19 protein-coding genes are annotated in these 21,472 nt (G+C 61.8%); 9 read left to right on the top strand and 10 right to left on the bottom strand.

The window, feature by feature from the left end:
* Nucleotides 1-4: 4 nt before the first annotated feature.
* Genes AS026_RS14315 through AS026_RS14300 form a run of 4 tightly spaced genes read right to left on the bottom strand, consistent with a single transcriptional unit; the run spans nt 5 to nt 6,829 of the window.
* On the bottom strand, nt 5-2,074 hold the full coding sequence (locus AS026_RS14315; protein ID WP_062370267.1) for a hypothetical protein: 2,070 nt from the start codon (nt 2,072-2,074) through the stop codon (nt 5-7).
* A gap of 1 nt (nt 2,075) precedes the next feature.
* Nucleotides 2,076-4,889 (bottom strand): DUF4159 domain-containing protein, encoded by a 2,814-nt coding sequence (locus tag AS026_RS14310; protein ID WP_062370265.1) that lies wholly within the window; start codon nt 4,887-4,889, stop codon nt 2,076-2,078.
* Nucleotides 4,886-5,806, bottom strand: coding sequence for a DUF58 domain-containing protein (locus tag AS026_RS14305; protein ID WP_018857603.1), 921 nt, complete (start codon nt 5,804-5,806; stop codon nt 4,886-4,888). Before AS026_RS14305 ends, AS026_RS14310 begins: the two co-directional genes overlap by 4 nt.
* 12 nt (nt 5,807-5,818) lie before the next feature.
* On the bottom strand, nt 5,819-6,829 hold the full coding sequence (locus tag AS026_RS14300) for an AAA family ATPase (RefSeq protein ID WP_025660395.1): 1,011 nt from the start codon (nt 6,827-6,829) through the stop codon (nt 5,819-5,821).
* A 158-nt stretch (nt 6,830-6,987) separates the two neighbouring features.
* On the opposite strand from AS026_RS14300, the gene AS026_RS14295 reads away from it, so the two are divergent.
* The 3 genes from AS026_RS14295 to AS026_RS14285 are packed head-to-tail and all read left to right on the top strand — an operon-like array spanning nt 6,988 to nt 9,505.
* The gene (locus tag AS026_RS14295) at nt 6,988-7,611 is read left to right on the top strand and encodes a DUF1285 domain-containing protein (protein ID WP_018857605.1); all 624 of its coding nucleotides are present in this window, start codon (nt 6,988-6,990) and stop codon (nt 7,609-7,611) included.
* A complete protein-coding gene (locus AS026_RS14290) occupies nt 7,608-8,258 on the top strand; it encodes a CoA pyrophosphatase (protein ID WP_018857606.1) in 651 nt (216 codons plus the stop codon). The genes AS026_RS14295 and AS026_RS14290 overlap by 4 nt, the downstream gene beginning before the upstream one ends.
* Nucleotides 8,255-9,505 carry a CCA tRNA nucleotidyltransferase gene (locus AS026_RS14285; protein WP_062370262.1) on the top strand — a complete coding sequence of 417 codons (1,251 nt, stop codon included), beginning with the start codon at nt 8,255-8,257 and terminating at the stop codon, nt 9,503-9,505. The genes AS026_RS14290 and AS026_RS14285 overlap by 4 nt, the downstream gene beginning before the upstream one ends.
* Here AS026_RS14285 and AS026_RS14280 read toward each other — a convergent pair whose 3' ends face one another.
* The 3 genes from AS026_RS14280 to hemF form a co-directional block, all read right to left on the bottom strand.
* Nucleotides 9,506-9,691 (bottom strand): DUF1059 domain-containing protein, encoded by a 186-nt coding sequence (locus AS026_RS14280; RefSeq protein WP_018857608.1) that lies wholly within the window; start codon nt 9,689-9,691, stop codon nt 9,506-9,508.
* 111 nt (nt 9,692-9,802) lie between these two features.
* On the bottom strand, nt 9,803-10,063 hold the full coding sequence (locus AS026_RS14275) for a hypothetical protein (RefSeq protein ID WP_025660392.1): 261 nt from the start codon (nt 10,061-10,063) through the stop codon (nt 9,803-9,805).
* 90 nt (nt 10,064-10,153) lie between these two features.
* Nucleotides 10,154-11,068, bottom strand: coding sequence for an oxygen-dependent coproporphyrinogen oxidase (gene hemF / locus AS026_RS14270; protein ID WP_062370259.1), 915 nt, complete (start codon nt 11,066-11,068; stop codon nt 10,154-10,156).
* Nucleotides 11,069-11,234: 166 nt separating this feature from the next.
* On the opposite strand from hemF, the gene AS026_RS14265 reads away from it, so the two are divergent.
* Complete coding sequence (locus AS026_RS14265) at nt 11,235-11,495, top strand: hypothetical protein (RefSeq protein ID WP_007789934.1); 261 nt, start codon at nt 11,235-11,237, stop codon at nt 11,493-11,495.
* Nucleotides 11,496-11,500: 5 nt separating this feature from the next.
* On the opposite strand, the gene AS026_RS14260 is transcribed toward AS026_RS14265, so the two are convergent.
* The gene (locus AS026_RS14260; protein ID WP_062370257.1) at nt 11,501-13,147 is read right to left on the bottom strand and encodes a Na/Pi cotransporter family protein; all 1,647 of its coding nucleotides are present in this window, start codon (nt 13,145-13,147) and stop codon (nt 11,501-11,503) included.
* 195 nt (nt 13,148-13,342) lie between these two features.
* A complete protein-coding gene (locus tag AS026_RS14255) occupies nt 13,343-13,804 on the bottom strand; it encodes a tRNA (cytidine(34)-2'-O)-methyltransferase (protein ID WP_062370254.1) in 462 nt (153 codons plus the stop codon).
* Between the two features lie 388 nt (nt 13,805-14,192).
* Between AS026_RS14255 and AS026_RS14250 the strand changes: the two genes are divergently transcribed.
* Nucleotides 14,193-16,049, top strand: a complete 1,857-nt coding sequence (locus AS026_RS14250; RefSeq protein ID WP_062370252.1) for an ABC transporter ATP-binding protein — start codon at nt 14,193-14,195, stop codon at nt 16,047-16,049.
* 60 nt (nt 16,050-16,109) lie between these two features.
* On the opposite strand, the gene AS026_RS14245 is transcribed toward AS026_RS14250, so the two are convergent.
* A complete protein-coding gene (locus tag AS026_RS14245; RefSeq protein ID WP_018857615.1) occupies nt 16,110-16,319 on the bottom strand; it encodes a ribbon-helix-helix domain-containing protein in 210 nt (69 codons plus the stop codon).
* Nucleotides 16,320-16,501: 182 nt separating this feature from the next.
* Here AS026_RS14245 and AS026_RS14240 point away from each other — a divergent pair, with 182 nt between their 5' ends.
* The 4 genes from AS026_RS14240 to AS026_RS14225 form a co-directional block, all read left to right on the top strand.
* On the top strand, nt 16,502-18,421 hold the full coding sequence (locus tag AS026_RS14240; protein ID WP_062370249.1) for an ABC transporter ATP-binding protein: 1,920 nt from the start codon (nt 16,502-16,504) through the stop codon (nt 18,419-18,421).
* Nucleotides 18,422-18,744: 323 nt separating this feature from the next.
* Nucleotides 18,745-19,323, top strand: a complete 579-nt coding sequence (gene petA / locus AS026_RS14235) for a ubiquinol-cytochrome c reductase iron-sulfur subunit (protein ID WP_018857617.1) — start codon at nt 18,745-18,747, stop codon at nt 19,321-19,323.
* 13 nt (nt 19,324-19,336) lie between these two features.
* On the top strand, nt 19,337-20,614 hold the full coding sequence (locus AS026_RS14230) for a cytochrome b (protein ID WP_062368221.1): 1,278 nt from the start codon (nt 19,337-19,339) through the stop codon (nt 20,612-20,614).
* Nucleotides 20,615-20,640: 26 nt separating this feature from the next.
* Nucleotides 20,641-21,472 (top strand): cytochrome c1 (locus tag AS026_RS14225; protein WP_062368220.1); only part of this gene is annotated, 832 nt, incomplete at its 3' end.

The raw sequence follows: 21,472 nt of genomic DNA, 5'->3' as shown, positions 1-21,472 counted from the left end.
GCCGTTAACGCCCTTCGCGCCACCACATGGCGCCAAAGGCAAGCAGCAGAATGCCGACACCGGCGAAACCGGCAAACAGCGGCAGGGTGTTGATGCCCTTCAGCACCGTTTCGTTGGTAAGGTGGATCTGCATGCGATCGTCGTCGGCAACGCGGATCTGGCCGCGAACCGGCAGGATCGGCGGGATGCTGATCGCGCCGCTGCTATCGGAAACGCGGGTGACGAGCCCCTTCGACTTGTCGGAAATCGGCTTCAACGCCTCGGTCGTCGAGATCATGGCCTTGAATTCAGGAGCATCGACTGCGCCGACATGCGCCAGCGTCGTCATGTCGCCGTTTCTGATCTCGAAAAGGCCGATCTCGTCCATCTTCTTCTCGGCCTTGAAGAGGCCCGGCTCGGCTTGCGTCAGGGGGAGAGTTTCCGTCCTTCCCGAGGGATATCGGACCGTTGCACTGCCCGGGTCGCCGCCAATGGTCTGACGCGTGATCTCCAGCGTGCGGCCGGATGCGCGTGCCGTCAGGGCCTCTTCCTCAAGGGCGGGCTCCTTCATCAGCCAGTGGGCGACGCGGCGATAGAGCGACACATGCGGGCCTCCGCCCTCGAAGCCGCGGGCCCAGAGCCAGCCCTGGTCGGAGAGCAGCATGGCGACACGCCCCTGTCCGGCGCGATTGAGAACGAGCAGCGGATGGTTGTCAGCGCCGACCATCACCGTCTGGCCCTGCGGCGGCTCCACATCGACGCTGCGGAACCAGCGGCCCCAATGCGGCGGTTCGTCAGCGGATCCATCGAGGCCGCGGGTAACGGGGTGCTTGCGGCCTTCCTCCGAAAGCCGGGGGTAGAAGGCTTTTTCGATCATCTGCCCGGTCGGCGCGGCCGGCAGCACCGACGATAGCGGCGTCAGGGCAATCGAATCCTGGCCGGCATGCTCTGGGCCGGCAGCGATCAACAGCGCGCCGCCATTTTCCACGTACTGGGCGATATAGTCGTAGTAGAGGATCGGCAGCACGCCGCGATGCTGATAGCGGTCGAAGATGATCAGGTCGAAGTCCTTGATCTTATCGACGAACAACTCGCGGGTTGGGAAGGCGATCAGCGACAGTTCGTTGATCGGTGTGCCGTCCTGCTTTTCGGGCGGGCGCAGAATGGTAAAGTGGACGAGATCCACCGAGGCATCCGACTTCAAGAGATTGCGCCAGGCGCGCTCGCCGGCATGCGGCTCGCCGGAGACGAGCAGAACGCGCAGGTTTTCGCGAATGCCGTCGATCAGGTGGACCGCGCGGTTGTTGGCGTCGGTGACTTCGCCCGGAAGATCGGCGACCGAAAATTCGAGGACGTTGCTGCCGCCGCGCTCGACCTTGAACGAAAACGGCGTGTCGCGGCCAGGCGTTGCCTGGAGCGTGGCGATCTCGTTGCCGTTGAGTTTCACCGTGACGCTTGCCGTGCCGCCGGGGCTCGGTCCGTCGTCGAAGACGCGCAGCATCAATTGCTGCTCCTCATTGACGATCCCGAAGCGCGGTGCCTTCACGACCTCGATGCGGCGGTCGAACTCGTTGGCCTTGCCCGTGATCAGGCCGTGGATCGGCGCGTCGAAGCCGAGCGCCTGATTGACGCCTGGAACGTCGTGGATTTCGCCGTCCGTCAGCATGATCGCGCCCCCGATGCGCGCGGGCGGCACGTCCGCGACAGCCGCCGAAAGCGCATTGAACAGCCGGGTCGAGGGAGCATCGGAATCTTGCGGCTCCGTCGCGTCGACGTAGCGCGGCTCGACATTGGGGAAGCGCGAGAGGCGATCCTTCAACTGCGCCAGGGCATCGTCGGTCATCTTGATGCGATCAGGCGTTTGCTGGCTCTGGCTGCGGTCAACAATGACGGGCACGACGGTCGACAGTGGGTCGCGATCTTCCTGCAGCAGGAGAGGGTTGGCGAGGGCAGCCAGCAAGGCAAGGGCCGCGATCGAACGGATCCATGCGCCGCGCACGCCGCGCCAGATGCCAAAGGCAGCGGTTGCGAGAACAATGACCGCCAGACCCGCCAGGAGCGACCAAGGAATGAAGGGTGAAAGATCAACCGTCATATCACTGTCCCAACCGTTCCAGCAGGGCGGGGACGTGGACCTGATCGGTCTTGTAGTTGCCGGTTAGCATGTACATCATGATGTTGACGCCGCTGCGGTAGGCGTATTCGCGCTGTGTCTCGTCCGGGGGGACCGTCGGCAACAACGGTACCCCATTGTCATCGACGGCCCAGGCACCGGCAAAGTCGTTGCCGGTGATGAGGATCGGGGAAACGCCGTCGGCCGTGGCCGCCGACTTGGCGTTTTCGGGACGACTTTCCTGGCGTGCTTCAATCCAGAGCGGGCTACCCGTGTAGCGGCCGGGGAAGCTTGAGAGCAGGTAGAACGATTTCGTCAGCACGTGGTCCGACGGCACCGGTTCCAGCGGCGGAATATCGAGATTGGCAAGGATTTGCTGCAAGCGCTCGCCGTTGGCGCTGACCGAGCCGCCATTGTTGTCGAGCGCGCTGAACTGATCGCGCGTATCGAAGAGCACGGTTCCGCCGGCGCGCATATAGGCATCGATCTTGTTGATTGCAGCTGCCGAGGGCATCGGCGCGGTGGCCGAGATCGGCCAATAGATGATCGGATAGAAGGTGAGCTCATCCTTGGTGAGATCCACGCCGACAGGCGGCGATGGCTCCAACGTGGTGCGGTATGTCAGGAATTCCGTCAGGCCCTCCAGCCCGCGTTCGGATATGTGGTCGACGTCCTGTTCGCCGGTGACGACATAGGCGAGGTGCGTATTGTCGAGCCGCTGGAAGATCTGATCGTCGCCGGGCTTGGAGTCGTCGGCATGCGATTGCCCCGGCTGCAGGAAGAAGGCCGCACTGACCGCCACAGCGACAAGCGCCGCTGTTCGCGCCGCCGGGCGCAGCCTCGAGAAAGCGCCGCTCATGAACATTACGATCAGGCTGTCGGCCAGCAGCAACAGGAAGGCGATCAGGAACAGCGCGGGCTTTGCCGACCAGGTTTCGCCGCCGATCAGCCCTTCGCGCACGACTGTGAGACCCGACGTATCAAGCGGCTTCAGTTCGGCATTCTTCGGCAGGATGTTCAGCGCGGTAAATCCTTCTTCGGAGCCGTAAAGGCCGGGCGGGTTGTCGAAGCTTGCGACCGGCGTGACCTTCGCGTTCGGGATCAGCGGACGCGCCGTGCCGGTTTCGGTCGTGAGTGCGCCTTTGGCGGTCAACAATCGGAAAGGCGGCAGCGCCTCGGCGATCGATGCACCGCCGGCTTCAGCGGTAACGCCACCGGAACGCGACAACTGGACGAGGCGGCGCAGCATCTCGACAAAATTGCCCGAGATCGGCAGGTCAGACCACGTCGCTTCTGCGCTGACATGGAACAGGACGATCCTGCCTGCATTGATCGGCTTCGTCGTCACCAGCGGAGTGCCATCGGCGAGGCTCGCCCAGGTGCGCTCGGCAAGATCCGGCGTCGGCTCTGCGAGAACCTGCCGCTTGACCGTAACATCGGTCGGCTTCGGCATGCCGGCGAAGGGGCCGAAGGTTGGAAATTCGGCGAGGGGCTGCGGTTCGGCCCATGAGAGCGCGCCACCCAATGCACGCTCGCCCTGGCGCAACGTCACCGGCACCAGCGGATCGTCGGCGGGGGCGGCGGCAAGGCGCGGCCCGGCGAAGCGGACAAGTGTTCCGCCATTTGCGATCCAGCGCTCCAGCGGCTCGTAGGTTTCCTGGGGTAGGCGACCGATATCCGCCATGATGATGACAGATGGATTCTGCGACAGGAGATCCGGGATCGAGGTCGCGAGATCAGGCGTGTTCGGCTCGATCAAATCGGCATAAGGCTGCAAAGCGCGCTGGATGTAATAAAGCGGCGAAAGCAGCGGTTGGAACGTGTCACCGACCTCACCCGATAGCAGAACCACGCGGCGACGCTTGAAACCGTCGTCGAGCAGATGCACGGCGCCAGCCGTCGCGTGGTTGTCGATGCTGACGCGCGCGAAATCGTTGCGCATTTCAAACGGTGCGGTGATTGATCCGGTCGCGACGCTCTGACCCGGCTGGAAGTCGATCGAGCCGGTCGCGATCGCGCGTCCCTGCGTGTCCTGCGCGGTGATCGGGCGCGAGGCGGCAGCGCCACTGTCGAGGCGCGTGGCGGTGACCGTCATCGCGTCGGCGGCATTGCTTGCGGACGTGATCGCAATCGTTTCGTTTGCGTCCCCTGAGATCAATCGCAATTGGGCAGGCGAGAGGTCGGAAAGCTGGCGGACGGTCGTGTCGTTCTCTCTTGCGGCGGCGCCATCCGTAAGGAAGGCGAGAGTGCCGGGATGGACGCCGTTCAGCGCGGCGCGAAGAGCCTCGAAAGCACGCTGGCGATCCGGCACAAGCGGCTTCGGTTCTGCGGCACGCAGCTTGTCGCGGGCGACGGCTGCCGTTCCGGGGACGGCATCGTTGGTCGGGTCGGCGGTGAAGGCGATCGCCACCGGAGTACCAGCGGATTCCGCGTCGTCGATCAGGGCGTCAGCGGTCTTCACGCGGCGATCCCAATCCGGCGAGGTGGCCCAGCCGTTGTCAACAAAGAGCACGAGCGGACCGCCGGAAGCGATTGAATTGGTGCGCGGATTGAAGACCGGATCGGCGATGGCCAGGATGACGGCGGTCGCAAGCAGCATGCGCAGCAGCGTCAGCCACCAGGGACTCTGGGCAGGGGTTTCTTCCCGCTTCAGGACCGTGGCGAGAATCTTCAGAGGTGGGAAGACTTCTGTCTTCGGGCGCGGCGGCGTCAGTCTGAGAAGCCACCAGATGATCGGCAAGGCCACAAGGGCGCCGAGGATTGCGGGATAGGCAAAGGCAAAGGGGAGAGCGTTCACGCGCGTTCTCCCTGCGTCATCCTTGCGGGCATGCCCGAAAGGTACATGTGGACGGCGACCAGCGCTTCAGAGGCTAGGTGGTCTGTGCGGTGGCTGACGAAGGTCCAGCCCATGTGGCGCAGCGCCTGGCCGAGATCGTCCCGGCGGTCGAGATAGGCGCGGGTATAGGCTTCGCGAACATGCTCGGCGCGGCCGGATGTGAGCTTCGACCCTGTCTCGGGGTCGGTGAATTCGGTGCGGCCATCATACGGGAAGAGCTCCTCGGCCGGATCGGCGATCTCGATCACGTGGCCGCGCAGACCGCGCCGCGCCAAGGGAGCGATGCGCGCCATCACTGCTCGCGCGTCATCGAGAAAATCGCCAATCAAGACGAGCTCGCTCCAGCCGCGGATCATCGCCGTGTCGGGCAGCCCTCCGCTTAGCGGCGCGTGCATCAATGCCGTCGCAAGCCGTTCCGCGGCATTGCGTGCGGCAATCGGTTCCATGACGCCGGGACATCCGATGCGTTCGCCGGAACGCGCCAGGATTTCGGCAAGCGCCAGCATGATGACGAGCGCGCGGCCTTCCTTGGAGGCGTTTCCGAAGGTCGACTTGTACATCATCGAGGGAGACATGTCGGCCCAGAGCCAGATCGTATGGGCTGCTTCCCACTCGCGGTCGCGGATGTAGGTATGGTCGTCGCGCGCCGAACGGCGCCAATCGATGCGGGATAGACTTTCGCCCTCGGTATAGGGACGGAACTGCCAGAAATTCTCGCCGATGCCGCGCTTGCGGCGACCGTGCCAGCCGGCGATCACCGTGTTGGCGATCCGCTTGGCCTCGACCAGACAATCCGGCACAAGGCTCGCCCGCTGCCTTGCGCGAGCGAGGGCGTCATTGCCCGAGGTCGGATTGACGATCTGTCCGATGGGTGCCACGCAGACGCTTCCTTATCCCTTGGCCTGCTTGACCAGCCCTTCGATGACATCGCGAACCGACATGCCTTCCGCGCGGGCCGCAAATGTCAGCGCCATGCGGTGCTGCAGCACCGGTTCCGCGAGGGCATGGACGTCGTCAATAGACGGCGCCAGGCGGCCTTCGTAGAGGGCACGGGCGCGGGCGCAAAGCATCATGGCTTGGCCGGCGCGCGGACCAGGGCCCCAGGCGACGTTCTTGTCGGTCGCGGCATTTCCCTGACCCGGACGGGCCGAGCGAACAAGCGCGAGGATGGCGTCGACAACCTTGTCGCTGACCGGCATCTGGCGAATGAGCGTTTGGATTTCGACGAGGCGCTCCGCGTTCAGGATCGCTTGCGGCGTCGTTTCGCTGATCCCGGTCGTCTCGAGCAGGATCTGTCGCTCGGCGGCGAGCTCCGGATAGTGGACGTCTACCTGGAGAAGGAAGCGGTCGAGCTGCGCCTCGGGCAAGGGATAGGTGCCTTCCTGCTCCAGCGGGTTCTGGGTGGCCAGGACGTGGAAGGGCGCGGGCAGATCGTAGCGGTGGCCGGCAACGGTGATGTGGTATTCCTGCATGGACTGCAGCAGGGCCGATTGCGTGCGCGGCGACGCGCGGTTGATTTCGTCGGCCATGAGGAGTTGGGCGAACACCGGACCCTTGACGAAACGGAAGGAACGGCGGCCGCTGTCATCTTGGTCCATCACTTCGGAGCCCAAGATATCGGAAGGCATCAGATCCGGTGTGAACTGGATGCGGTTGGAGGCGAGGCCAAGCACTTCGCCGAGGGTAGTAACGAGTTTGGTCTTGGCAAGGCCCGGCACACCGACCAGCAGGGCATGGCCGCCCGAAAGAACCGCGAGGAGAGTGTTCTCGACGACGCTTTCCTGGCCGAAGATCACCTTCGAGACTTCACCCCGCACGGCGGCAATATCTGCAAGGGCCTTCTCGGCCGCGGCGATGATCGCCTTTTCATCGAGGGGGGCTTCGGTCTTCATCATACCCATAAGGCATCTCCAGCGGGTGATATCATTCGTCGCGAATCGGCAGACTTACACGCAAGCGTCATACCAGATAGAGTTATGGAGATGTTGCGGGCTGACAAGTTCGTTCCGAATGACTATCTCGTGACCTTCTTGAGTTAAAGACAAACCGGGACAGAAGAATGGCAGCCGAAGAGATCAAGGCGACAACAGACGCGGCCGGTCTTGCTGCGCTGATTTCGCGCGCCGCCGGCGATGCAGGGGCCAAAGCCCGGGGCCTTCCGCCCGTCGACAAGTGGAATCCGCCGTTCTGCGGCGATATCGACATGGAAATCCGAGCGGACGGAACATGGTTCTACATGGGAACGCCGATCGGCCGGGCGCCGCTCGTCAGGTTGTTCTCCACGGTCCTGCGCAAGGACGAAGATGAGAAGACCTACCTTGTAACCCCCGTCGAACGGGTTGGTATCCGGGTTGTCGATGCGCCGTTCGTCGCCGTTGAAATGAATGCCGGAGAAAGGGACGGCGAGCCGCTGCTAACTTTCCGGACCAATGTCGGTGACGTGGTCGAGGCTGGGCCGGAGCATCCGCTGCGTTTTGTAGTTCATGGCGAAAACAGCGAGCTGAAGCCCTATCTTCATGTTCGCGGGCGGCTGGAGGCGCTGGTTTCGCGACCAATCATGTACGAACTCGTCGAGCTCGGCGAACGCCTTGAAGTCGACGGTAAGACGATGTTCTGTCTGCGCTCCGGCGGTGTGACCTTTCCTGTCATGCCGGCGGAAGAACTGGATGCACTCTCCCGATGAACAATGTTTTGACCGAAAACCGTTCGCTCTATTCAGCGGCTGAATTCCGCCGTCGCGCTCTTCACCAGAGCGGTGGTCCGGTGGATCTCTCCTGGCGTGATCATGGCGATCACATTCTCAACCCCGATATCGTCACGCAGGTGGAGACCTTCAAACTTCGCGATGCCGCGGTGCTGGTGCCTGTTATCGACGATGGTGACGATGCGCATGTGATTTTCACGCAGCGCACGGCGACGCTGCGCAAGCATTCCGGACAGATCGCGTTCCCGGGTGGAAAGATTGACGCCATCGACGGCTCCGCCGAAAAGGCCGCAATCCGGGAAACCGAAGAGGAGATCGGCATCGACGGCTCCTTTGTCGAGACCGTGGCGCGGCTTCCGAACTATCTGGCGTCGACCGGCTTCCGTATAACGCCAGTGCTCGCCGTTGTTCGGCGCGGCTTCGAATTGAAACTCAACCCCACCGAGGTGGATGACGTGTTCGAAGTACCGCTGTCCTTTCTCATGAACCCGGCCAACCACAGCCGCGACAGGCGCGTGCTTGACGGTCTCGAACGACAATTCTACCGGATGCCCTATGAAAGCCGGATGATCTGGGGCATTACCGCCGGCATCGTTCGCACCCTCTATGAAAGGCTCTATGCATGACCAACCTTGGCAACGAGGCATGGTTCAAGGATCCGGCTCTGACGCGTGTTTTTGCGTTGCTCAACTCTGATGGAGAAGGGCGCGTCGTCGGTGGGGCGGTCCGCAACAGCCTCATGGGGCTTCCGGTCAGTGACATTGATGTCGCCACGACCCTTACGCCGGAGCAGGTCATCGAGCGGGCGGTTGCCGCTGGGATCAAGGCTGTGCCGACCGGCGTGGCGCACGGCACTGTGACCCTCGTCATCGATGGCAAGCCGTTCGAGGTCACGACGCTGAGGGCAGACGTGGAAACCGATGGGCGGCGTGCAAAGGTAGCCTTCAGCTCCGATTGGCGGACAGACGCGGAACGCCGCGACCTCACGATCAACGCGCTCTATGTCGACGCCAAAGGCGATGTGATCGACCTGGTCGGTGGTCTCGCCGATATCGAGAAGCGCAATATCCGCTTCATTGGGGACGCGGCGACGCGTGTTGCCGAGGACTATCTGCGTGTCCTGCGATTTTTCCGGTTCTTCGCCTACTATGGCTCCGGTCGTCCGGATGCTGATGGGTTGAGAGCCTGCGCATCGGCTCGCGCCAAGCTGAAGACGCTTTCAGCCGAAAGGGTCTGGTCGGAACTGCGCAAGCTACTCAGCGCCGAAGATCCCGGACGGGCACTTCTGTGGATGCGACAGGTCGGCGTGCTCAGCGAAATCCTGCCAGAGACTGAGAAATGGGGGATCGATACCATTCCGACATTGATCGGTACGGAGAAAACGCTTGCCTGGAAGCCAGATCCGCTTCTGCGTCTTGCTGCCATCATTCCGCCCGATGCCGATCGGCTGGAGAAGATGGCGGCGCGCCTCAAGCTGGCCAATGCCGAGGCCGCCTGGTTCAAGGCATGGGCCAAGGCGCCTGTTATCAATGATGAATTGTCCTCGGCCGCCCTTTCACGACTGCTTTATCGGCACGGCGCCGACGGCATCAATACCCGCTTGAAACTTGCGCTGGCAACAGCACGCGGCAAGGCGGAAGGTGACACACAGGAGATGGCTCGCTCGGCAAGGCTCGGCAAGCTGCTCGAACTGGCGGAAAACTGGAAGAAACCGCAATTCCCGATCAATGGCGGCGACGTCATGGCTGCCGGTGTCCCGGCCGGGAAGCAGGTCGGCGAGACGCTGTCGGTCTTGGAAAACGCCTGGATCGAGGAAAACTTCATACCGGACCGGGCGGCGTTGCTCGCCCGGCTGAAGGATCTGGTGGGGTAGTTAGGCCGCTGTCGCCTCGTTGCGGATGCGGGCCTTGATGTTTTCTACCATGTTTTCGCGGATCACGGTCTCGCCGTGGGCGTTGCGCATATGTTCGACAACGCGACGGACGATTTCGGCATCGTCATTCGCGCGGGTATGCCAGTCGCATCCAGGAACGAGCGTTCCGCATTCGAAGAGTCTCATTCTTTTCCTCCTTCGGTTTCATGCGATTGCGCGATGCTGCAATGGCTGAATGCTCGAGGGGTAAGAAGGTTCCGGCCGGCGCGAAGGACCGGCCGGTTGGTCATTTTCTCGTTATTCGGGCATCGCCCAGGATCTGAAGCAATCTGTCGCCGCCTTGTTGTCCGGACGCTTTGCCAGACGGTCCAGTTCTTCCGGTGTCTTGCCGCCTGCCAGCTGGAGCTTCACTTGTTCCACAAAGCAGGAAAGGGGAAGGTCGGAGCCGCTTTTCGCCCGGAGCCGTTCTGCAATCCGGCTCAAAAATTCGGGTGCATCCATAGATGGGGGTTGCTCTGGCGCACCCGCCGATGCCGCAGAGCTACTTTGTACCGTCATGACAATCCTCCTCCGATTGTTACGCGTACATGCACAGAGTTAGTGGTCCAGTCTCCGAATTTAAGCCCTTCAGACGTCTTTTTTGTCTGATCACGGCCAACGGACAAGAGGGGGCAACGATGAGAGAATGGACTCGACGTTTCCTCCTGTCTTGAGGCCAAAGATTGTACCTCGATCATAGAGTAAATTGAACTCAACATAGCGCCCACGGCGAATCAATTGTTCGTCACGATCCGCGTCTGTCCACGGCTTATTGAAGTTGGTGCGAACAATGCGTGGATAAACCATGGCGAAAGCCCGTCCGACGTCGCGGGTGAAGGCGAAATCGGCGTCCCATCCGCCGGCTTCCTCGCCGGAATGCAGCCAGTCATAGAAGATGCCGCCGATGCCGCGCGCTTCGTTGCGGTGCTTGAGGAAGAAATACTCGTCGCACCATTTCTTGTAGGCGGAGTAATCGGCGACGCCCGAGTGGCTGCGGCAGGCGATCTCCATCGCCTTGTGAAACAGCTGGCTGTCCTCATCTTCCTGCGTACGGCGGCGGTCGAGCACTGGCGTCAGGTCGGCGCCGCCGCCGAACCAGCGGCTCGAGGTTACGACCATGCGCGTGTTCATGTGAACGGCCGGTACGTTGGGGTTGACCGGATGGGCGATCAGCGAGATGCCAGAGGCCCAGAAACGCGGATCTTCCTTGGCGCCGGGCATCTGGGCGCGCAGATCAGGCGCGAATTCGCCATAGACGGTGGATGTATGCACGCCAACCTTCTCGAAAACGCGGCCATGCATCATCGACATGCGGCCGCCGCCACCGGCGCCATTTTCGCGCGTCCATTCCTTCGCCACGAAGAGGCCGGGTTCTCTATCGGAGAGTGGGCCCGAGAGTTCGTCTTCGAGCGCTTCGAATGAGGCGCAGATAGTATCGCGAAGACTTTCAAACCAGGCGCGGGCGACTGACTTCTTCTCTTCGATATCGTCCGGCAGGCCGATCGGAAGTTCGGGTCGTTCCATTTCATCTCTCTCCGAGCGGGTCGCTATCGACTCGCGCTTTCGTCTTTGCTGCTCTGATAGCAGGTAGGGCAGGGTCCTGCCAGCAGAGGCGATGCCTGAGGGCTCCTCAGATTCGACTCGCAAAAGGCGGCTTTCGATACTACCTTTTTGTCACAGAGGTAGGCTCATGACGAAAATCCCTGGACCTCCGTCGTTCGACGGTCTCAAGCGACGGATTGCTACCCACCGGGCGGAAGGCACACCCCGGAAGAACGATCGTTTCGTGCGACAAACCTATTGCCTCAATCTGCTCGACGCGCGCGCCAAGGCGCGCGAATGGTTCGACGAGTATCCCAAGGCCGCGTACTGGACGGAAGTCGAGAGTTGGCGCCAGTTGGAAGGCGACCAGATCGAATTCACCATGCGCCGGCTGCCGTCCGCCGATTGATCGGTCTACTCGGCCGCACCCTTCAACCTGCTTTCGATGAGCAGGCCGCTTTCGTCGAGGATGGGGTGGGCGACGGAGACGATGTGGGCGTTGATGCGCTTTAGGTCGCGCAGCATGTCGAGGTGCAGCGAGCTTGTCTGCAGGCTGTCGGCGCGACCGTCGCGCAGGCGCTCCAGATGCCGCTCCGACGATTGCTTTTCCATCCGGCGAACCTCGACCTTCACCTCCATCAACTGCCTGGCGAGATTGAAGTCGCCGGTGACGAGGATCGTCTGGGCAATGCGCAGATTGTCGATCGTCAGGTGGAAGAGCTTGCGCAGCTCCTCATAGCCTTCCTCGGAGAATTTCAAGCCGAGCGAAACCTTCTTCGTCACCTGCGGCATCAGCCCCTTCTCGATGATGTCGCCGATGTGTTCGAGATTGATGGCGTAGTCGATGATCACGATCGAGCGGCGCCCGTCCTCTTCGCTGAGCCCGGCATGGCCGAGCTTGGAGAGATAGATCTTCACCTCCTGCTGCAGGCTGTCGACCCGCTTTTCCAGCGACGGGATTTCCTTGAGTTTCGCCAGGTTGTTGGCCTCGAAGGCATCCGAGGCGCGCATCAGCATGCGTTCGATCAGGTCACCGACGCCGAGCACCTCCCTTGTCGCACTGGCCAGCGCCACGACCGGTGTCGCCAGCTCCTGCTGGTCGAGATAGCGTGGTCCGCCCTCCGCCTGGGCCTCTTCCGGCACCAGCCTGAGCATCAGCCGTGACAGGGGGCGGGAGAACGGCCAGGCGAGCGCAGCCAGCATCAGGTTGAAGCCGAGATGGGCGTCGACCGGCAGTTTTGCCGGCGTCAGCGGCAGCGTTCCAAGCAGGTCGGCGCCGTAGCCTGCGAGCGGCAATGCGATCAGGCAGCCGATGGCGCGTACGATCAGATTGCCGAGCGTGACGCGCCTGGCGGCTGCCGGACCGGCAAGCGAGGCGATCACCGGCGGAATGGCGCCGCCGAGATTGGCGCCGAGCACCAGAACGATGATCAGCCCTGCTGACAGGATGCCGGTCGAGGCCAGCGAGAGAATGAGGACGACGGCGGCAAGGCTCGACGACGAGATGAAGGCGATGACTGCGGAAAAGGCGAGTGCGACCGGCCAGGCATTGTCGAGCAGGGCAATGAAGGCGCCGAGCGCCGGCGACTGCCGCATCGGTTCGGTGGCGCTGCTCAAAAGATGCAGCGACAACAGCATCAGGCCGATGCCGATCAGTGCGGTGCCGCCGCCCTGGCGCGACGACGAGCCGCTGCGATGCAGCACCATGCCGGCAAGGATCACCAGTGGTGACAGCCACGCGATGCCGGTGGCGACGATCCAGGCGGTCACCGCGGTTCCGACATTGGCGCCGAGCAGGACGATCTGCGCCATGCGCGGCTTCACCAGCTCGCGCTCGACGAAGGAGGCGACAATCAGCGCGGTTGCCGTCGAACTCTGCAGCGCAATCGTCGCAAAGAAGCCCGAGACGAACGAGCGCAGGCCGCTGCGCGTGCCGGTGGCAAGGCCGGTGCGCAACCGCGCCCCAAACGCACGCGACACGCCGTCTTTCACCTGGGCTAGGCCGAACAGCAGCAGCGCTACCGCGCCGAACAGGTTGATCATGACGATCGTCGATTCCATGCTGCCGTTTCTTTGCCTCTTATGCGGGAAGGGTGTTCCTATTCGAATATAGGTTCTCAAGTGTTTGAAAATATGGCGTTATACGCGCAGTTTTTATTGCTCGGCTAAAAACTATACGCTGCTTGGGGAAATTCACAACGTCGTTCGCGACATATTTTGAAGCGGTATCGTCGTCGAGGTCGCGAAGGTCGGAAATCAGCGCCAGACGGTCTGCCGCATGGCTTCTCCGACGATCATCGCAGCCGAGACGGCGACGTTTATCGAGCGTTGGCCTTCCACCATGGGAACGAGGATCCGGGCGTCGGCTGCCGCGTGGACATGATCAGGGACGCCGGCGCTCTCGCGGCCGAAAAGAAGGATGTCGTCGTCACGGAATACGAAGTCGGTATAGCGGTCGGACGACTTGGTGGACGCCAGCACCAAACGCCGACCGGTAGCCTTTCGCCAGTCCTCGAAGCGATCCCAATTGACATGGCGGGTGAGGGCGGCTGCGGCGATATAGTCCATGCCTGCCCGTTTGAGGTTGCGGTCGGATATGTCGAAACCAGCAGGCTCGATAATGTCGACAGCGAAGCCAAGACAGGCGGCGAGACGCAGGATGGTTCCCGTATTGCCGGGTATGTCAGGCTGATAGAGCGCTAGTCTGAGGATCGCCATGGTTTAGGCCGTATTCTTCGGTTTTCGTCGAAGGACGCCTATTGCAACTGTGATTTCAGCGCAATAGGGCGCATTTTGGCCGATAATTGTTCAATTTCCGGCCGGTCGGGGCTGGAAATTCTGCTTGATTCGCGTTAAGGGTGCACATCTTTTAATCGCCAGAAGGGAGCGCCAAGATGGAAATATTGCCGCGTATGCGCTCTCGATGCGTGACCCCGCGAGTGGCGACCTGGCACGCGTAGTGCCATTTCTCTCCTGAGTTCCCATTTCTAACCTTTGCGCGGCCGTTATGGCCTCGTCCCGTGAACGTCCGGTTCCCATATGAGCTCTCAAGCGCCGTTTTGCGCGAGCCGGGGAGGCTGGACCGATCAGGTTTCGGAGCATTTTCATGTTTGGCTGGTTCGAGCAGCGACTTAATCCTTTCCCGACCGAGGAGCCGGTTGCTCCTCCGAAGGGTCTTTTTGCGTTTTGCTGGCACTACACGAAGCCGGCAGCACCGTGGCTCGCCATCATGGCAGTGCTGACGGCGCTGATCGCCGTCGGCGAGGTGGCGCTCTTCCAGTTCCTCGGTGATATCGTGGACTGGCTGACTAAAGCCGACAAGGCGACATTTCTGGAGTCGGAATGGCCGAGGTTGGCATGGATGGGATCGTTGATCCTCATCGGCCTGCCGCTGGCGGCGGGGCTGGATTCACTCATCATGCATCAGGTGCTACTCGGCAACTATCCGATGATCGCACGCTGGCAGATGCACCGTTTCCTCCTGCGTCACAGCATGACCTTTTTCGCCAACGAATTCGCTGGACGCGTTGCGACGAAGGTGATGCAGACGTCGCTTGCGGTTCGCGAAACGACGATGAAGATCCTCGATGTCTTCGTCTATGTCGTCACCTACTTCCTGTCGATGATCATTGTGATCGCTGCTGCCGACTGGCGGCTGATGATACCGATCCTCGTTTGGCTCGCTGTCTATATCGGAATCGTGTCCTACTTCGTGCCGCGGCTTCGCAAGATCGCGGCACAGCAGGCGGATGCGCGCTCTATGATGACGGGGCGGGTGGTCGACAGCTACACGAACATCGCGACGGTGAAGCTGTTCTCGCATGCCGGCCGCGAAGAGACCTATGCGCGTAGCGGCATGGAGGAGTTCCTCGAAACTGTCCACTCGCAGATGCGTCGCGTCACGTTGTTTCATATATCCGTCTATATGAACAACTGCGTGGCGTTGTTCGTGGTGTCCGGCCTGTCCATCTGGTTCTGGCTGAACGGACAGATCTCGGTCGGTGCCATTGCTATTGCGATCGGTCTTGCCATGCGTGTCAACGGCATGTCGCAGTGGATCATGTGGGAAGTCTCGGCGCTGTTCGAGAACATCGGCACGGTCTATGACGGCATGGAGATGATGACGAAGAAGCATGACATCGTCGACAAGCCGAACGCGCCGCAGTTGTCAGCGAGGAAGGGTGCAATCCACTACGAGCGCATCCGCTTCCACTATGGCAAGGGCAAAGGTGTCATCGACAATCTCTCCCTAGACATCAAGGCGGGTGAGAAGGTCGGCCTGGTCGGTCGCTCCGGTGCCGGCAAGACGACGCTGATGAACCTGTTGCTGCGCTTCTACGATCTGGAGGCCGGCCGCATCACGATCGATGGGCAGGACATCTCGGGCGTGTCCCAGGAAAGCCTGCGTGAACTGATCGGCGTCGTGACGCAGGATACGTCCCTGCTGCACCGGTCGATCCGCGACAACATCGCCTATGGCCGCCCGGACGCGACCGACGCCCAGGTGATCGAAGCCGCCAGGCGTGCGAATGCCTGGGACTTCATCGAAGGGCTTGTCGACATGCAGGGCCGCACAGGGCTCGACGCGCAGGTAGGCGAACGCGGCGTGAAGCTCTCCGGCGGCCAGCGTCAGCGCGTCGCGATCGCCCGCGTCTTCCTGAAGGACGCGCCGATCCTGGTGCTCGACGAGGCGACATCGGCGCTCGACTCCGAGGTCGAGGCAGCGATTCAGGAAAACCTATTTGCGCTGATGGAAGGCAAGACGGTGATTGCGATCGCGCATCGCCTGTCGACCCTGACCGAGATGGACCGTCTGATCGTGCTCGACAAGGGCAGGATCATCGAGGCCGGCGCACACGCAGAGCTGGTCCAGCAGGGCGGTATTTACGCTGACCTGTGGAACCGTCAGTCCGGCGGCTTCTTGGCCGATCACTCGGAAGAGGCGGAAGAGGCGGCCGAATAGAAAGAAGCCCTCCCTGCGGATGCGGGGAGGGCTTCTCTTTTCGTGTCCATGGATGTGGTGTCAGAGGCTGTCTGCCCAGTCTTTCACCCGGTTTCCTTCGACAAGCATGCTATTGGTCGACACAAGCGTACGCAATGCGAACAGACGTCGCTCTTCCTCGCGATCGACCCACGTAGAGATCGCCTCGGCGATTGCCTCGTCGTAGGACATTTCCAACTGTTCAACGATTGCATCAAGTCGTTCCGCAAGGGGCAGCGGAATACTCGACAATACTGTCTTCCTTGCTTGCATCGCGGCCGTCTCCCGTAAGAATCCATTGTACCTCGAGATTGTGACGAGGTCAGTCTCATTCAACAACGATGCCGTTGTTGTTACCGATTGTTACGAAAATATAAGGTTGCGCCCTGGGGCCGTTGCTTTCCCGCCCTGGCTAATAAGCCTATATCGCATTTATGCTGATAAAACGACTCCTTCGTGTCTTTGAAAATTGGATTAATCCCTTTGCGCCGCGGGAAAACATTCAGCCCCCGCGTTCCACGCTTGGATTCATCTGGTTCTATATCGGGCAGGCGAAGACGCCCTTCGTCGCGATGCTCGTGCTCGGCGGGATGTCGGCGGCAATCGAGGCGGCGCTCTTCTGGTTCGTCGGCCGGCTTGTCGATATCCTCGCGACGATCACGCCGGCCGCAGGCTGGAGCGGCCTTCTTGCCGCGCACGGTGCCGAACTCTTCGGTATGCTCGTCCTTATCGGCATCGTCCGCTTTGTCGTCGCGCTGTTGATTGCGCTCGTCGATCAGCAGGTGATCACGCCCGGCTTCTATAACCTCGCGCGCTGGCAATCCTACCTGCATGTTTCGAGGCAATCGCTCTCGTTCTTTCAAAGCGATTTCTCCGGCCGCGTCGTCACCAAGGTCTGGTCGGCGGGCCAGGCCACGGGCGATCTGGTGACGTCGCTGATGGAGAGCGTCTGGTTCGTCGGCATCTATGCGGCGACAACGCTGGTGCTCGTCGCGCGGCTGGATCTCTCGCTTGCCGTGGTCGTGCTCTGCTGGCTCGGCGTGTTCGGCGTTCTCGCGCGTTATTTCGTGCCCCGCATCCGATTGCATTCCCGGGAAACGGCGGAAGCCGCGTCGATGATCAACGGGCGCATGGTGGACGCCTACAGCAACATCCAGACACTGAAGCTGTTTGCGCGTGACGAAGAGAGCGACCGCTACATGCGGCAAGGCTTCGACTTCTATCAGCACACTGTCCTGCGGTTCACGCGCTTCATCACCGGGGTACGCGCCTCGATGGCACTGCTTTCGGGCGTCATGATCGTTACGATGGCCGGACTGAGCGTTCATCTTTGGCTGGCGGGGCTCATCAGTTCCGGCGCGGTCGCCTTCTCGCTGGCGCTTGTGCTGCGCCTCAACTTCCTTCTCGGCCGGCTGATGACCCAGTTCAACGGCATCATGCGCAACCTCGGCACGATCCAGAATGCTGCCGAGCTGATCTCGCAGCCGCTTGGACTGGTCGATCGCCCCGGTGCCCGCGACCTTACTATTCGACAGCCCGGCATCCGCTTCGAGAACGTCTCTTTCCACTACGGCAGACCAGATGGCGTTATCGACAACTTCTCGCTCACGATCGAGCCGGGGGAGAAGGTCGGCATCGTCGGGCGCTCGGGCGCCGGCAAGTCGACACTGGTCAACCTCCTGCTGCGGCTCTACGACCTCGAAGGTGGACGGATCTTGATCGACGGCCAGGACATTGCGTCCGTCACGCAGGAAACCCTGCGCATGCAGATCGGCGTTGTCAGCCAGGATACGTCGCTCCTGCATCGTTCCGTCCGGGACAATATCTTGTTTGGGCGCCCTGATGCGGGCGAGGCGCGGTTGGTCGAAGCGGCTCGGCGCGCGGAAGCGCTTGGCTTCATCGAGCGCCTGCAGGACCAGAATGGCCGCAGGGGTTTCGACGCGCACGTCGGGGAGCGTGGCGTGAAGCTTTCCGGCGGTCAGCGCCAGCGTATCGCGATTGCGCGCGTCATGCTGAAGGATGCGCCGATCCTCGTTCTCGACGAAGCAACATCGGCGCTGGATTCCGAGGTGGAAGAGGCGATCCAATCCAATCTGATCGGCCTCATGCAAGGCAAGACGGTGCTTGTCATCGCGCATCGGCTCTCGACCATCGCCGCCCTCGACCGATTGATCGTCGTCGACGAGGGGGCGATTATAGAAGAGGGGACGCACGAAGCTCTGCTGAAACAGGGTGGTCTCTATGCCGAACTCTGGGCACGGCAATCCGGTGGGTTCATCGCAACCGATGTCGAGGCGCCACCGCCCGGTTCAAAGGCACACCGTAAACTCGGCGACGAGGCCAAAGTCGTCTGAGATGCAGTGTTGCCCTCGGTCCACTGGAATGGTTTCAGCCGTAGTGGCCGGTCGGCGGGAACGCCGTCGACGCTGGTGCCGAAGGCTCGAGTTGGTGCAATGCGCAGCTGTGGCAAGCACGTGATTGTCTTCGAAAATCATCTGAAAATTCCCGCGACATTGTGCCCACATGGCCTTGCCAAGGCTGGACATAATTTGCGATCAAGCTTAGAACGCGCCGGATTGGTGGGGAATCTATGGTCGAATTGTGTCGCGACAGATTCGCCGCCGCGAGGAGCAGGGGCGGAGTTCCGCAAAATTTGCGTAGAGGATGGTTATAAGCCGTGAGCGAACACGAAACGACAGGCGAGATCACGGGCGAGCCGACTCGCCGTGATTTCCTTTATCTCACCACAGGCATGGCGGGGGCGGTTGGGGCCGTGGCGGTTGCATGGCCGTTTATCGACCAGATGCGTCCGGATGCTTCGACGTTGGCGCTGGCCTCGATCGAGGTCGACGTTTCCAGCCTCGAGCCGGGAATGTCGCTGACGGCCAAGTGGCGCGGCAAGCCGATCTTCATCCGCAACCGTACGCCCGAGGAAGTGAAGGCTGCCGATGAGGTGCCGCTTTCCGACCTGAAGGACCCGGTGGCGCGCAACGCCAACCTGCCGTCCGACGCGCAGGCGACCGGCGTCGACCGTTCGGCCGGCAAGGACAAGGAAAACTGGATCGTCATGATCGGCTCGTGCACCCATCTCGGCTGCATCCCGCTCGGCCAGGCCGGCGAATACAATGGTTGGTTCTGTCCCTGCCATGGCTCGGTCTACGACACGGCCGGTCGCATCCGCAAAGGTCCGGCGCCGCAGAACCTGGCGATCCCGACCTATTCGTTCGTTTCCGATAAAGTAATCAAGATCGGTTGAGGGGGACTGATTTATGAGTGGCCATTCCAGCTACGAGCCATCAACCGGCCTTGAGAAGTGGATCGATGCGCGCCTGCCTTTGCCGCGCATGGTCTATGACAGTTTCGTCGCCTATCCGGTTCCGCGCAACCTGAACTATGCCTACACCTTCGGCGCCATGCTTTCGGTCATGCTCGTCGTGCAGATCCTGACCGGCGTCGTGCTGGCCATGCACTATGCGGCGGAAACGACGGTTGCCTTCAACTCCGTCGAAAAGATCATGCGTGACGTCAACCACGGCTGGCTGCTGCGCTATATGCACGCCAACGGCGCGTCGTTCTTCTTCGTTGCCGTCTACCTGCACATCGCCCGCGGTCTCTACTACGGCTCCTACAAGGCGCCGCGCGAGATCCTCTGGATCCTCGGCGTCCTCATCTACCTGCTGATGATGGCGACCGGCTTCATGGGCTACGTTCTGCCCTGGGGCCAGATGTCCTTCTGGGGCGCGACCGTCATCACCGGCTTCTTCTCGGCATTCCCGCTGGTCGGCGAGTGGATCCAGCAGTTCCTGCTCGGCGGCTTTGCCGTCGACAACCCGACGCTGAACCGCTTCTTCTCGCTGCACTACCTGCTGCCCTTCGTCATTGCCGGCGTCGTCGTCCTGCACATCTGGGCGCTGCATGTCGTCGGCCAGACGAACCCGACCGGCGTCGAGGTGAAGACCAAGACCGACACGGTTCGCTTCACGCCCTACGCGACGTTGAAGGATGCGCTTGGCGTTTCGATCTTCCTGCTGGTCTACGCCTACTTCGTCTTCTACATGCCGAACTTCCTCGGCCATCCGGACAACTACATCCCGGCTGACCCGTTGAAGACGCCGGCCCATATCGTTCCGGAATGGTACTTCCTGCCGTTCTACGCGATGCTGCGCTCGATCACCTTCAACATCGGACCGATCGACTCGAAGCTGGCCGGCGTCCTCGTCATGTTCGGCGCCATCATCGTGCTGTTCTTCGTGCCCTGGCTCGATACCTCGAAGGTGCGTTCGGCGGCTTATCGCCCTTGGTACAAGCTGTTCTTCTGGCTGTTCGTCGCCAATGCCATCGTCCTCGGCTGGCTCGGCTCGCGTCCTGCCGAAGGCACCTACGTGATCATGTCGCAGCTTGGCACTCTCTTCTACTTCGCCTTCTTCCTGGTGATCATGCCGGTTCTCGGCCTCGTCGAGACGCCGCGCCGCTTGCCCAACTCGATTACGGAAGCGGTTCTGGAAAAGCGCAACAAGGTGGCGGCCGCCGAGCCGGTCAAGGCCTGAGCGTGCGACAGGAAGGGAAGAGACACATGAACAAGCTTGTTACCAGCCTCCTGTCGCTGGCCGTCGTCGCTGGTTTGAGCGGCGCGGCACTTGCCCAGGAAACCACCCCGAACGGGGCCGCGCCGGCAGAGCATGCCGAAGGCGCAACGCCGCACTATCCGCTCATGCATCCGAAGCATGAGCACTGGACCTTTGCCGGCCCGCTCGGCCATTACGACAAGGGCCAGCTGCAGCGCGGCCTGAAGGTCTACACGGAAGTCTGCGCCGCCTGTCACTCGATGAGCCTCGTGCCGTTCCGCACGCTCGGAGCTCTCGGCTACTCGGACGCACAGGTGAAGGCCTTGGCCGCCAACTACGAGGTTCAGGATGGCCCGAATGCCAGCGGTGACATGTTCACCCGCAAGGCCATTCCGTCGGACCATTTCCCGTCGCCGTTCCCGAACCACGAGGCGGCGGCTGCCGCCAACAATGGTGCGGCGCCGCCGGACTTCTCGCTGATCGCCAAGGCGCGCGGCATCGAGCGCGGCTTCCCGCAGTTCCTGATCGACATGATCCCGTTCGTCGGCGGCTATCAGGAAGGCGGTCCGGACTACATCTACTCGCTGCTGACCGGCTACGACCAGCAGCCGCCGGCCGGCGTCCAGGTGGCCGAGGGCACGCATTACAACCCGTACTTCGCCGGTGCTGCTGCGCTCGCCATGCCAAAGCCGCTCTCCGACGGCCAGGTCACCTATGACGACGGCTCGCCGGCGACGGTCGACCAGTACGCCAAGGACGTCGCTTCCTTCCTGATGTGGGCCGCCGAGCCGCATCTCGAGGAGCGCAAGCGCACCGGCTTCATGGTCATGGTCTTCCTGG

It is taken from the genome of Rhizobium altiplani (assembly GCF_001542405.1).
GTDB classification, from domain to species: domain Bacteria; phylum Pseudomonadota; class Alphaproteobacteria; order Rhizobiales; family Rhizobiaceae; genus Rhizobium; species Rhizobium altiplani.
This window is presented reverse-complemented; position numbering and strand designations above follow the sequence as displayed.